The organism is Dysgonomonas sp. BGC7 (assembly GCF_001261735.1).
In the GTDB taxonomy this organism is placed as follows: domain Bacteria; phylum Bacteroidota; class Bacteroidia; order Bacteroidales; family Dysgonomonadaceae; genus Dysgonomonas.
Genome location: NZ_CVRP01000007.1, coordinates 295,558 through 309,372 on the forward strand (window position 1 = coordinate 295,558; position 13,815 = coordinate 309,372).

Consider the following 13,815-nt stretch of genomic DNA (forward strand, 5'->3'; position numbering starts at 1 on the left):
TTCGATTGAACTGTCGCTTTCTATTATAGGAAAATGAATCTTAGTCTTGGAATTTAGCTTTCAGGAACTCACGGTTCATACGAGCAATGTTGGCGATAGATACATTCTTAGGACATTGTACTTCACAAGCCTGAGTATTTGTACAGTTACCAAAACCAAGTTCGTCCATTTTAGAAACCATTGCTTTCGCACGGCGCGATGCTTCTACTCTACCCTGAGGTAGAAGGGCTAATTGGCTAACTTTAGCTGAAACGAATAGCATGGCAGAACCATTTTTACAAGCAGCAACACAAGCTCCACAGCCAATACAAGAAGCAGCATCCATGGCTTCGTCTGCATCTACTTTTGGAATAGGAATTGCATTCGCGTCAGGTATACCTCCTGTATTAACGCTTACATAACCCCCTGCTTGCATAATTTTGTCGAAAGCTGTACGGTCAACCATTAAGTCGCGAATCACAGGGAAGCCGTGAGAGCGCCATGGCTCGATAGTAATTGTTTCTCCATCTTTAAACTTGCGCATGTGTAACTGGCAAGTTGTGATGTCTTCATCCGGTCCGTGAGGATGTCCGTTGATATAAAGACTACACATCCCGCAGATTCCTTCGCGGCAGTCATGGTCGAATACGATAGGCTCTTTGCCTTCGTTGATCAATTTCTCATTCAGAATATCTAACATTTCCAGGAAAGAACTTTCTGTTGAAATGCCTTCAAGTGAATGTGTTTCAAAAGCACCTTTTACTTTTGGTCCTTTCTGACGCCACACTTTTAATGTTATATTGATTAGTTTTTCCATTGTCGTTTTACGCTTTATAGTTTCTTTGTTGTCTTACTACGAATTCATAATCCAAAGGCTCTTTAATTAATTCAGGAGCACTATCTTCACCCTGATATTTCCAACATGCAACATAAGAATAATTCTCATCGTCGCGCATTGCTTCTCCTTCAGGAGTCTGATACTCTTCACGGAAGTGTCCTCCGCAAGACTCGTTACGGTTTAGTCCGTCATAAGCCATCAATAAACCTATTTCGATAAAGTCGGCTAAACGCAAGGCTTTTTCTAATTCGGTGTTTAAGTCAGTAGCCTCTCCCGGTATACGAACATTAGACCAAAATTCTTTCTTAACTTCTTTCAGTTTTTCGATAGCAGTTTCCAAAGATTCTTTTGTACGTCCCATACCTACAAAATCCCACATAACTAAACCTAGTTGTTTGTGAATAGAGTCTACAGAACGATTTCCTTTTATACTCATCAGCTGAGCTACCTTTTCTTTAACAGCATTTTCTGTTTGTGTAAATTCCGGCAGGTCTGTGCTGAAACGAGGAACTGAAATCTGATCGGCTAAGTAGTTCTGTATAGTATAAGGTAGTACGAAATATCCATCGGCTAGCCCTTGCATCAATGCTGATGCTCCAAGGCGGTTAGCTCCATGGTCAGAGAAGTTAGCTTCTCCTAATGCAAACAGACCTTTGATAGACGTCATCAACTCGTAGTCTACCCAGATTCCACCCATTGTATAGTGGATAGCCGGATATATCATCATCGGAGTCTCGTATGGGTTTTCGTCCACAATCTTGTCATACATCTGGAACAAATTACCATATTTGGCTTCTACTACATTTTTACCAAGACGTTTGATTGCATCGCTAAAGTCCAGATAAACGGCAAGTCCTGTAGAACCTACACCATAACCAGCGTCGCATCTTTCTTTAGCAGCACGTGATGCTACGTCTCGAGGAACCAGATTCCCAAAGGCAGGATAACGTCTTTCCAGATAGTAGTCTCTGTCTTCCTCTTTTATTTGAGTAGGCTTCAACTTTCCTGTACGGATAGCTTCGGCGTCTTCTTTCTTTTTAGGTACCCAGATACGACCGTCGTTACGAAGCGATTCTGACATCAGAGTCAGTTTTGATTGAAACTCTCCATGTACAGGAATACAAGTCGGGTGGATTTGTGCAAAACAAGGGTTAGCGAAATATGCTCCTTTTTTGTATGCCTGAATAGCTGCCGATCCGTTAGAGCCCATAGCATTTGTAGAAAGGAAGAATGTGTTTCCGTATCCACCTGTAGCTATAACTACTGCATGAGCAGCAAAACGCTCCAATTCTCCTGTTACAAGGTTACGTGCTATAATACCACGTGCACGTTCTTCGCCGTTGTTGTCTTTGATAAGAACAACGTCAACCATTTCGTAACGGGTGTATAGTTTTACACTTCCTTTGTTTACCTGACGGCTAAGAGCAGAGTAGGCTCCCAATAGTAGCTGTTGTCCGGTTTGTCCTTTAGCGTAGAATGTACGTGATACCTGCGCTCCACCAAACGAACGGTTATCTAACAAACCTCCATATTCGCGGGCAAAAGGAACACCTTGTGCTACGCATTGGTCGATGATACTGTTTGCAACTTCTGCCAAACGATATACGTTAGCTTCGCGTGCACGGTAGTCTCCTCCTTTGATTGTATCGTAGAAAAGACGATAAACAGAGTCACCGTCATTTTGATAATTCTTTGCAGCATTGATCCCTCCTTGTGCAGCGATAGAGTGCGCACGACGAGGAGAATCCTGAATACAGAAATTTAATACATTGAAGCCCATCTCACCAAGAGATGCAGCCGCAGATGCCCCAGCAAGACCTGTTCCTACTACTATAACGTCTAGGCGGCGTTTGTTCGCAGGATTCACCAGTTTCTGGTGAGCCTTGTAGTTGGTCCATTTTTCTGCCAATGAACCTTCTGGTATTTTCGAATCTTTTTTTGGATCTATTATAGTACTCATATCTGTTTTTCTTTTAATCTTTAACAAAAATAATCTGATCTACGATTATGCAAACGGACACCAAAGATGTCTTACGTAGAAATAGATGGTCACAAATGCAAATATCAGGCAAATAAGAGTAGCAACTATTTGACTGGCTACTTTCCAGCGGTTCATCCAAACCAGATTGTTCCAACCGATAGTTTGAATTGCGCTCCAAAAACCGTGAGAAATGTGGAACCATAATGCTACATACCAAACAAGATATGCTATAACAACCCAAGTCTGACTAAAATAGTACTTAATGAATGCAGCTCCATCTTGTGGAGATACTACTGTATCGCCTAGTTGAACTTCATGATGCCCCATCAGTTCTACAAACATCATTTTGTACCAAAACTGGCTAAGGTGTAACACCATAAAGCCGATGACAATGATGCCTAGTACAAGCATGTTTTGAGATGCCCATTCTACATTTTTTGGACGTACATTTACCGCATAAGAATCACTTCCACGAGCTTTCCGATTCTGTATAGTCAGAATCAATGCATAAATGAAGTGAATAGCAACAAGTGCGCCTAAAGCTCCAGTACCAGCTACAGCGTACCAATTGGCTCCAAGTAAAGCACAAATGGTATTGTAAGCATCTTCAGAAATCACTGCCGTAAAATTCATCGCTGCATGAAACAGCAAAAATAAAACAAGAGCGATACCTGTGATACTCATGATCAACTTCTTACCAATAGAAGACTTAAGTAACCAACTCATAAATTAAATCGTTTTTAGTTATTTAGAATAGTTAATTTGATGATACTATAAATTATAGAAAATAACCATCTGGTATTGTATTTTTCTATTGCATTGCAAAAATAGGCTAAATAAAGGGATTTTCAAAGGGAAAACATGTCTTTTTGAATCAAAAAGATGCTTTATATTCTCAGTTATTTCAGGAATTTAGAGCTTCTGAGAATCTGGAGTATGGACTGTGATTACAATTGTTCTGAGCAATGATAGTTATATTCAAATCGTATTCATTTATGAATGCAGAATAGCACAATTGAACAACAGAAGTGACGTTCTTTTTTAATCTTGTGACTTTGTAAACAGTTTTTTAGTCCTTTTTCGTTTTTTGCTCTCGCTATTCTTTTCGTCTAAACAAATAGATACAAGCATTTTCACGGATACAATGCTCATCTATAATGTCATAATTGTTTGTTATAAGAGGGAATTCCTTGTTTGCAGAAACTACGAATTTCGTTTTCTTTTCTTTAATGTTTTCTATAAAAGAATTTTTTATATCGGGGAATACTGTATCCAGAATATTAGGGTGAAAGAAGTATTTATCATCCGGAACAACTCCCGAAACGGTAAAAATATCTACGTAAAGATCTAATGTTATTAATGTAGGGTTTTCCTCTTTATTTATCTTTTCTGCAAAACGAATTTGCCAATAGTCACATTTCATTTTTCTCAATAAGCAATTAATATCCTCACCAAAGAAATTTTTGTTTATGCAACCTGCAACTATTATCAGAATGATGAAAACTAATTTAAAAACACCTCCTGTTTTCCTTTTATAACACTTATCTGCATAGTCAGCAATGAAAATAAATCCCATTATACTCCATGTACTTAATACGACATAAGGGTAGTCCATGTCGTGAGGACCCGAGGTTGCCATTATATACAGAAAAGTGAATGAGAGAAGAATACATATTTTATCTATAATACTTTTTAAATATTTCTTTGAAAACATTGTGACCCCTAAACCAAATAAAAGTGTATATAAATAGAAATCGGGCTCAAATACACGATGGTAAAATCGGGCTGCAATATTAGCAAACGCATCGAATTTAAGTCCGAAACTTCTGCTTGCATATAATTTGTTAAAATCGAAATAAGCAAAAATGAAATCGTTATAAGCGGAATTTAGGAGAAAGTATGTTAGTATAGGGAGTGCTACTAATAAAAATCCACCTATAAAGGATAGACCGATAAGCAGTATATCTTTAACCCTCTTACTCAATATTAGTTTATAAAGCGGGATAAACAATAAAGGTATCAGATAAACCACAAAACTCAGCTTGATAAAGAATACCAGACCAAACATTAATCCTTGCAAGAAAAGATATTTACAAATCTTCTTAGTTTCAATATCTTTGCTGTTACAACAAAGAAGTGTATAATAGAAGCTTATCGTTATGAAAGGAGTTATAAACTCATCGGCTGAACCTCCTTCTTTGGTACGACATAATAGTAGGAACGTATATAGCAATGGCACAATAAAAGCCCAATCTTTCTTCAAAAAGAGTTTGGCTATTTTATATACAAATAATAGATTAAGAAATAACAACAATCCTTCTATGAAATAAATTCCGAGAAAACTTCTGTCGGAAACAAGCGAACCTATTCCATAAATAAAAAATATCAGAGGCCCTTTGTGGTCAAATAAATCCTTGTAGATTACCTTTCCATGAAACAAACCTTTTCCTATTGAAAAATAGATATTTGGGTCGCACCATTCATTAAAAAAGTATAGAGGTGAGCATTTTGATGTAAAAAAGAGAATTAAAAATGAAAACAGGAACAGCAGAATTTCATTATTATATTTTTCTCTACATTTTGTCGGAATTATATTAACTGATTTATCTATCATCTTTTATAAATACATTCAACTATATAAACTTTCGTGCTAAGTCAGACACTTGCTTTGCAGATTTTTTCCAAGAGTATTTTTGAATCTGTTCTATACCTTTTTGTTGAAGTTCTTTTTTTAGAATATCGTCTGATAGTAAAAGGCTTATCTTCATTGTGATGTCGTCAATATCAAAAGGGTCGATATATAATGCTGCATCTTCACTAACTTCCCGTAAGGCGGGAATATCAGATACTATTGCCGGACAACCGAATGTCATAGACTCTAACGGAGGAAGGCCAAAGCCTTCGTATAGAGACGGGTATACAGACAGTAGCGCATTCTGATACATTGCGGGAAGGTCTTCGTCCGGTATGTAGCCGGGGAGATATACATTCTCGCTCAACAGTTTTTTCATATCAGGGGTGTTGAATGCTTTAAATGACATTCCGATGATATAAAGCTTTATGGTTTTGTCCTCTATCTTTTCGAATGCTTCTACCAAGCGAACAAAATTTTTACGTGGATCCATCGAAGAAACAGCTATAATATATTTCTCTTTGTCAGGCTCGCGCTGGAAATTGAGAATTTCGCGTTCTGTCGGTTTGTTGTGAAAAGGAACATTGCTATGGATCACATGTATTTTGTCTCTATCTATATTTAGAGTGTCAACTATCTCATTCTTCGAAAATTCGCTGACAGTAAGCACAGCATGGGCTTTTTTTCCTACACGCGGCATCATATAATGATAGAAACGATAATAGTTTTTAGAGAACCATTGAGGATATCGTTCGTGTGAAACATCGTGGATAGTCATTATCTGGTTGTTGTAATTCAGAGGACCACAGCCTGTGAAACTGATAAGCAGCGGAGAGCCAATGCTTTTCAGATAACGGGGCAAAGAGATTTGTTCCCACAAATGGGTTTTGAGAGAGCCGCATCGTACTACTTTGAATTTGAATTTGTAATCGGGGTGAATATCCTGAGGAATGGCGACATGAAAATCGACGCCCATTTCATGCAACTTGTTACATATTTCGAACGCATAGCGATGAACTCCAGTTGCTTTTTGTGTAAGATATCTTCCGTTTACAACAAACATATATCCAATTTATATTATTTCTTTATAAGTCTTTTTACTATACCAGCTTCTTTTTACGAAGCATTTGCTCAATGATATCCAAAATTTCATTTTAAAGCGGTTCCATGTTTTATTTCCCGATTTTACGTTTGGGAAAAAGTCTGTATCTGCCAATATATTGAAATATCTTTTCTTCTGTTCTATTCCGCCTTGCAAATATTCTATATGATGTGTCGTCGTTTTTGATTTTGGGAAAACATAAAAGCGACCTTCTTTGATATTGGGCACATAAGGATATTTGTATCGGATATAGCTAGGAACATGTACCGGCATGTTTTCTTCTATCCATATATAGCCTGCATTGGTATCGCGAAGGAAGTTCGAAATATGACATTCGGGAAATAATTCGAAGTCGAAAATGCCAGGATTCTTCCTTATGTAATCTGTTTTAACGATTGCAAAATCTGTTGCTAGTGCATAGTATTTGTCGTACCAGTCGGCACTGGCCCATACTTTATCTTGTTTTTGAGACAGAAGTCGTCCGTACTTCGTTATTGTTTTGTCCTGATACATCCATGTGTCGGCTTCCAAAATAAGAGTGTAATCGCAATCGGAGGGGATATATTTAATGCCTTCTAATAAGAGTTGTGAGTTACCTTTTCTGTGTCCTGCATTTTCTTCGAGGATAACGAGCTTATCTATCAGAGGCATGGCTTCCGGGAGTATTTCGTACCCATTATTTTTACCATTGCTGATAACTATGATATAATATTCGTTTTCTTTCCATGTTTTGGAAATTACCTGAAGATTGTATTTCAAGTCTTCTACTCTGTCATATACTCGTATGAGAACTGCAAATTTCATTCTTTTACTTAATAAACCAGGTCTCTAGCCCTTTTTTAGTGAATGAATAAGGCTGAATTTTTCCTCCAATGTTTTCGAGAGCCTTTGCTACAGCAAATCTGGTATTGCCCGGACAGTAGAAAAACACATAGCCTCCACCTCCTGCTCCGGATATCTTTCCGCCAGAGGCTCCTGCTTCGATAGCAACATTGTATATCTCTTCAAATAAGGGAGTGGTTATACCTTCAGCCATTTCTCGCTTATATGTCCATCCTCTATGTAAAATACGTCCTATCTCATCCAGATTATTTTTGAGTATAGCCTCTTTTATTTCGTAAGCCTGATTTTTTATCTGGTGCATTGCTTCCACCGATTTTTCTTTCTGGTCTTTTACATTTTTCTGTTGCTTTTCGATGATGTCTCCCGAGTTTCTGCTTGAATTTGTATAATATAAAAGCATATTGTTAGACAACTCGTTTATGGTTTCGTTACGTATGCGCAAAGGATTTACAATCACTTTGTCGTCGGCATAGAATTCCATGAAATTGAATCCGCCAAAAGCTGCTGCATATTGATCCTGTTTTCCACCTGCCTGTTTCAGGTCGATACGCTCTATCTGATATGCCAGATATGCCAGATCGTAGTCGCCCAGTGGCAAAGATAACCACTCGGTATAGGCTCCCAATATTGCGATAGCCAATGTAGAAGATGTCCCAAGTCCGGAACCAAAAGGTACTTCCAGTTCGCAAGTAAGGGTGAACGACAAGGGTTTGTTTATAAAATCCTTTACAATTCTATTATAAATACCTTTCATCAGGTCTGCTTTGTCGTTCAATATGGGTAGTTCTAAGGCAGAGTCAAATGTATATTCTTCATTAGTCTGAGTCATTCTGAAAATAATCTTACCATCATTTCGTGGTTCGATATTTGCATAGGCATACAAGCTGATTGTAGCGTTTAGAATACATCCTCCATATAGATCAGAATAGGGAGACACATCTGTACCTCCTCCTGCTAAACCTAAACGAAATGGTGCTTTGCTCCTTATTATCATTCTCGGGTGTGTTTATAAGTTCTGTGCAAACTTATATAGATTTTCGTAATAAGCGTTTACGCTTTTGTATATTTTATCCTTTTTATCGTATTTATCTCCAACCAAAACTGTGTACATTCCGAGTTTATTACCGAATTCTATATCAGATTTGCTATTGCCCACCATAATAGAGTGCCGGAAGTCTACTTGGGGAAATTCAAATTGTGCCTTGAAACCCATACCGATATTTGGTTTTCTGTTGATTGAGGTAGAATCAGTATCTGTACAAAAATAGATTTCGGAAATATTACCTCCAGCTTTTTTAATTTCTGTAAGCATATAATTATGTACATCGGCCAAATTGACAAGACTCATTACTTGCTTGCCAACCCCTCGCTGGTTCGTAATGATAAAAATATATTCAAATTTCTTAGATAGGATTGTGATAGCATCTAATGCACCATCTGTAAAAATAAATTCGTCTCTGTTTTTGACGTAGTCATTAGGTCTTTCAATGTTAATGACTCCATCTCTATCGAGAAAAAGATAATTATATTTAGTTGTATTTGTCATCAAAATTTACTTTTAAAGTCAAGGTTTGCTTTTTCGAAATCAGAAGGGATACCAATGTCAATAAAATACCCATTCTCTATATGTCCATATATTTGTATGTCAGATATATGTGCTTCCAAAACATCTTTTTCGAAAGAGAATTGTTGTCCTGTATTCAATCTTTCGAAAGTAATTTTGTTGATCAGATAGGTTCCGCCATTGATGAGCCCCGATTTGCAATATTTCTTTTCGTTAAAACGAGTAATTCTATTGTCGGAAGCAATATTTACTGATCCGTATCTGTCAAACTCCGACATCTCTCTCAGAACAATAGAAATATCTGCATCTGACGATTTGTGAAATGTTTGAAAACGGTTCAAGTTGACATCAAAAAAGGTATCACCATTAATAATAAAAGCACTATCTCCTTGTATCTTTTCGAAAGCAAATTTAATGGCTCCTCCCGTACCCAATGGAGTTTCTTCAATCTGATAAGAAATGTCAAATTTTCTTTGTTGCGATTTGAGCCAATCTATTACCACATCTGCTTTATATCCAAGTGAAAGTACGACATGTTTGATGCCTTGTTGTTCTAAGTATTCAAAGAGATATTCTAAAAAAGGCCTATTGGCTACAAGAGCCATGCTTTTAGGTACATCGCTGACTACCGACTGTAATCTTGTACCAAATCCTCCGGCAAGAATTATACATTCATCAACGTTTTTCATATAGTGCTTTTAATAAAACCATTGTTCTGTAATTTCGTACTATTTAGTTTTGGAATATAAATGTAATACTTGTAAAACATAAAGAAGAAGAAGATCATAAACAAGATATGGTTCAGGTCGTACCATCCTTTAGCGTTTAAGATCAAGCTGTATATTGCTAATGAGTAGCCTAATAGATTTATTGTTTTATGTTTTGTCCCCCACATCTTGACTATGAAAAAAGCATAGCCATAGAATAAAATGGAGCCAATGACACCAACATAGAACAACATTCTGGAGAATCCCACATCGGTACCTCTAAATACCATTCGTCCGTCACCAAATAAAAGAACTCCTATTGTCTTAGGTATTCTAAACATTTCTTTCAACCCACTCGAAGATTGTGTTGTTACTTCTCCTTTTTCTGCAATGTTGATAAATAATTCAAATGCCCAATTGGAAAGGCCCTCAAAATAGAACATCGCAAATAAATAACCCGCAAATAATAAAAAGACTGATGATAACAGAAATCGTCGAGCCTGCTTCTTTTTAGCGTCTTTATTTGTAAAGTAGAGATATGCCATAAGTCCGAACCCAACCCCTGCACCGATAACTGTAGTACGTGCCATAAACAGACTTATGTAGAAAATGAATACATATAAAACGGCCAATAATAAAAACTCTTTATTCTCGAGAGGCTTAGTTATTAAAAGATACGAAAGAATAACTAATGCAATACCATTATTTGCTCCGGCACCAAAGAACCCGATGCCGTAACCCATTAGTCGTTGCCAGTTGTTCTCACCTACTACATCTTCTGTATACTGTGCCTGTAGCTGTAAAGAGAAAAAGAAATCGGCGATATCCTTATTCAAATACATGATGAAGGTGATAAAACATTGTAATGCTACTGCCATGACAATATACATCAACACCGTATTGACAGAAGGTTTAGTATGGACCTTGTAAATAAAAAGCACAATGAGATACGATGAGAAAAACCAGGCTATTTCACTCTTAAAATATCCTAAGGTATAAGGGTCGTTTGTATTGTTGTACCATGATACCGTATAGAACCAGAATAGCATGAATAACATGGCTGCGATAAGATATATAGTCTCTTTGAAAGGGAAGCGATGATATGCGTAGTATGCCAACCCTATTATTCCCGAAAACAGAATGAAGGAAGAGCCCCGCACGTCTAACGCCTGCGGATATATATGGTAAAAAGTTAATAGCAGAGGCAATAACATTGGTATGTAATGCTTCAATTTATCCATAGATTATTTTTTATCTGAACACAAGTTTGTAAATAAGGGACTTCTTATATTTAAGCTTAAAAGTACACTTTGTATAAAGAATGGCAAAATCCCGGGATGTATAATTCTCTTCCTTATAAAGAATAGAAGCTTGTAATCGCTTCAAAACCTTTAATCCTAATCTTGAGTTCGCACATAATCGCAACCAATGTATTGATAGCATACGTTCGAGGTATGAGGCGTCACAGAAATGTTTGTTACGATTTATTTCTATCAGTCTAAGCATAAATTCTTCACATTTATCAAGATATTTAAAAGACGATAGTAAAGGCACAGCTTCTGCTACAGATGTGTATATGTCGAGAAATTCATCATCGAGAGGTAGACCTAGCTGAGAGCAATGAATTTTAAATACTTTTTTCTTATTTTCCGTTTGTATATCTTCGTATAGTGACGATACCTGCTGTTTATGTATACGGTAGAGCAAAAGAGGTTCTCCTATATTTGCAATTTTTGTTTTATATATGGCCTCCGACCATAGAGCATAATCCTCAACATGCAGATACTCTCGTTCGAAACTTAATCCTAATTCTGTAAAAACCCGCTTGCGAATCATTACGGCAGGGTGGCAAATTCCGGATTTAAATAGCATATATGCTCTTAGTTCCAAGTCGAGTAGAGGACTTTGGTGAAGACTCTTTTTGTTAAGGTTCTCTGATCTGAATGCCAGAAATAGAGAACTTACTATGTCGTGATCGGTATGTTGTTCCAAAAAGCAGACTTCTTTTTCTATTCGTGTAGGCAACGATATATCATCTGCGTCCATTCGGGCTATATAAGCCCCATTGCATAGAGATATCCCTTTATTTAGTGTTTTTATCAGTTTCAGATTCTGTTCATTATCCACAACCTTTACTCTGTTATCCGTCTGCGCTATGGAATGTAATATTTCACCGGTGGAATCGGACGAACAGTCGTTGATTGCTATTACCTCCAGATTGGAATATGTTTGGTTCAAGATCGAATAAAGCGATTCTCTAACATATTGCTCTACGTTGTAACAAGGCATCAATACTGATACTAAAGGGGTATTCATTTTTTTGTGCGAGTTATTTCGTTATATATAGCTTTATAACCAGCCACCATTTTTTCGATAGTAAAGTTAGCAAGATATGATTGTCTTGCATATTCCGACATGCTTTTTTGAATATTTTCTTCAGAAAGTGTATATGATATCTTTTCTTCAAATTCGGTTATGTCGTTCTTTACAGTAAATCCGTTCTTTCCATCGAGAATTTCTGTAATTCCTCCTACCGCAGATGCAACAACAGGAACCTTAAAGGATAAGGCTTCTAACAAAGACATGGGAAGACCTTCGTAGTTGGATGGGAGTATAAACAGATCGGCATATCTCAAGCAAGAATAAGCAGAATGAACTTCTCCCAAGCAATAGGCATTGTCGGGCAACCCTTCTATCTCATTTTTATTTCCCAGCCATACAAACGCATACTGTGGCATTTGTCTGGCAATATCCAAAAACAGATCAAATTTCTTTTGTTTCGATATACGTGATACACACATCACAACTTTAGAGTATCTGTTCTTTATTTCTTCTAATTTGGTTACTATATTTTCGGGAATGTAGGAATTGGTTTCAAATTCATCTACAACACCATTGTAGACACATACTACATTTTGAGTTATGCCTTCTTCCTTTAAGACTGCAATATCATACTTACTTACACCAACTATACGGAATGCCCTGTTTTTTAATTTTTTTTCAACAACAAGAAATCGAGGATATGCTTTTCTTATGGAGTCGAATCCATGTACGGTATATACTATTCTTTTAGAAGAGAAGGCGATACGCCCCAATACTCCCATTTTTGAAGAATGCAGATGTACTACATCCGGCCTATACTTAAAACGATAATAAAACAACTTTAATAATAAACCGATATCTCTCCATGAAACTTCTTTGCGATGATTGTTTAATCTGATTTTTGTAAAGTTATGTCCTAGCGAGTCCCATGCTTCACCGTTGCCTCCAAACAAAACAAAAAGCTCGTGCTCAGGACTTAATGCCTTTACAAGATTTGCTACAACCGTTTGTGCTCCACCATATTCAGAGACCGTAATTATCTGAAAAATCCTCATTTATGTAATCTTGCCTATGTAAAAGATACAAAGATAATAGCTTTTGTTCAGAAAAATAGAAAAAATTACATTTATAAATTATCATTAGAATACTGTAACTCTTTAATGATAAATAGAATGTAAAAAATACCTTAAGACCTGACTAACCCAATGTGGTGTCTTGGTTGTTAACTGTTTATTGTGTTGTTATTCTCAGGAGTGGCGATCTTTTTCCATCTAAAGTATCCAAGAATGGAAACAATAAAATATACGATGAACAGAGTTCCAGACATACTATCGTGTTGAGCAAACAGTAAAATTCCTGATATTAAATTGGCCGGAATTACCAATAGCCATTGTTCAGCCCATTTCCGCGAAATCATCCATAAGGCAACTATGTTTAGCGCAGTTGTAGTAGCGTCACCTATAGTAATAAAGATAGAGCTTCGGCTAAATTGAATCAGTATAAAGTATATAATTAGGAATGTTAATATTACTCCAAGAGCAAGAGGTAATATATATTTAGAAGGTACAGTGCTTATTATTTCTTCGCCGGTATCTCTATCCCGATTTCGCATTATCCACATTACCCATCCATAGATGGATGCCAGAAAGAAGTATATGTATATAGTCATACTTGCATATAATTCTGTCTTATAGAAAATACAGATGTAAAATGCAGCCATTATTATACTTGCAGCCCACATCCAAACATTGGCCTTATACTCCAAATACAGAAATATTAAACCTATTAAGGCTCCTGTTATACTAATCCAGTTAGATTCTATAAATGTTATAATATCAGTCATAAAG

Annotated in this window: 13 protein-coding genes; all 13 read right to left on the reverse strand. The window is 36.7% G+C overall.

The window, feature by feature from the left end; genetic code table 11:
• Positions 1 to 40: 40 nt before the first annotated feature.
• Positions 41 to 796 (reverse strand): succinate dehydrogenase/fumarate reductase iron-sulfur subunit, encoded by a 756-nt coding sequence (locus BGC7_RS06505; RefSeq protein WP_050700753.1) that lies wholly within the window; start codon positions 794 to 796, stop codon positions 41 to 43.
• Positions 797 to 803: 7 nt separating this feature from the next.
• On the reverse strand, positions 804 to 2,777 hold the full coding sequence (locus BGC7_RS06510) for a fumarate reductase/succinate dehydrogenase flavoprotein subunit (protein WP_050700754.1): 1,974 nt from the start codon (positions 2,775 to 2,777) through the stop codon (positions 804 to 806).
• A gap of 45 nt (positions 2,778 to 2,822) precedes the next feature.
• Positions 2,823 to 3,524: a succinate dehydrogenase cytochrome b subunit gene (locus BGC7_RS06515; protein WP_050700755.1), complete on the reverse strand. Its 702-nt coding sequence runs from the start codon at positions 3,522 to 3,524 to the stop codon at positions 2,823 to 2,825.
• Positions 3,525 to 3,894: 370 nt separating this feature from the next.
• Positions 3,895 to 5,412 (reverse strand): glycosyltransferase family 39 protein, encoded by a 1,518-nt coding sequence (locus BGC7_RS06520; protein WP_050700756.1) that lies wholly within the window; start codon positions 5,410 to 5,412, stop codon positions 3,895 to 3,897.
• Between the two features lie 19 nt (positions 5,413 to 5,431).
• Positions 5,432 to 6,493 carry a glycosyltransferase family 4 protein gene (locus BGC7_RS06525; RefSeq protein ID WP_050700757.1) on the reverse strand — a complete coding sequence of 354 codons (1,062 nt, stop codon included), beginning with the start codon at positions 6,491 to 6,493 and terminating at the stop codon, positions 5,432 to 5,434.
• Between the two features lie 9 nt (positions 6,494 to 6,502).
• The gene (locus BGC7_RS06530) at positions 6,503 to 7,336 is read right to left on the reverse strand and encodes a hypothetical protein (RefSeq protein ID WP_050700758.1); all 834 of its coding nucleotides are present in this window, start codon (positions 7,334 to 7,336) and stop codon (positions 6,503 to 6,505) included.
• A gap of 4 nt (positions 7,337 to 7,340) precedes the next feature.
• Complete coding sequence (locus tag BGC7_RS06535; RefSeq protein ID WP_050700759.1) at positions 7,341 to 8,369, reverse strand: GHMP family kinase ATP-binding protein; 1,029 nt, start codon at positions 8,367 to 8,369, stop codon at positions 7,341 to 7,343.
• Between the two features lie 12 nt (positions 8,370 to 8,381).
• Entirely contained in the window at positions 8,382 to 8,921 is a 540-nt protein-coding gene (locus tag BGC7_RS06540; RefSeq protein WP_050700760.1) for a D-glycero-alpha-D-manno-heptose-1,7-bisphosphate 7-phosphatase, read from the reverse strand.
• Entirely contained in the window at positions 8,921 to 9,628 is a 708-nt protein-coding gene (locus BGC7_RS06545) for a nucleotidyltransferase family protein (protein WP_050700761.1), read from the reverse strand. The genes BGC7_RS06540 and BGC7_RS06545 overlap by 1 nt, the downstream gene beginning before the upstream one ends.
• Positions 9,625 to 10,887, reverse strand: coding sequence for a hypothetical protein (locus tag BGC7_RS06550; RefSeq protein ID WP_050700762.1), 1,263 nt, complete (start codon positions 10,885 to 10,887; stop codon positions 9,625 to 9,627). Before BGC7_RS06550 ends, BGC7_RS06545 begins: the two co-directional genes overlap by 4 nt.
• A 10-nt stretch (positions 10,888 to 10,897) precedes the next feature.
• Positions 10,898 to 11,962 carry a glycosyltransferase family 2 protein gene (locus tag BGC7_RS06555; RefSeq protein WP_050700763.1) on the reverse strand — a complete coding sequence of 355 codons (1,065 nt, stop codon included), beginning with the start codon at positions 11,960 to 11,962 and terminating at the stop codon, positions 10,898 to 10,900.
• A complete protein-coding gene (locus BGC7_RS06560; protein ID WP_050700764.1) occupies positions 11,959 to 13,023 on the reverse strand; it encodes a glycosyltransferase in 1,065 nt (354 codons plus the stop codon). The genes BGC7_RS06555 and BGC7_RS06560 overlap by 4 nt, the downstream gene beginning before the upstream one ends.
• 167 nt (positions 13,024 to 13,190) lie before the next feature.
• Positions 13,191 to 13,811 (reverse strand): nicotinamide riboside transporter PnuC, encoded by a 621-nt coding sequence (gene pnuC / locus BGC7_RS06565; protein ID WP_050700765.1) that lies wholly within the window; start codon positions 13,809 to 13,811, stop codon positions 13,191 to 13,193.
• Positions 13,812 to 13,815 lie beyond the last annotated feature (4 nt).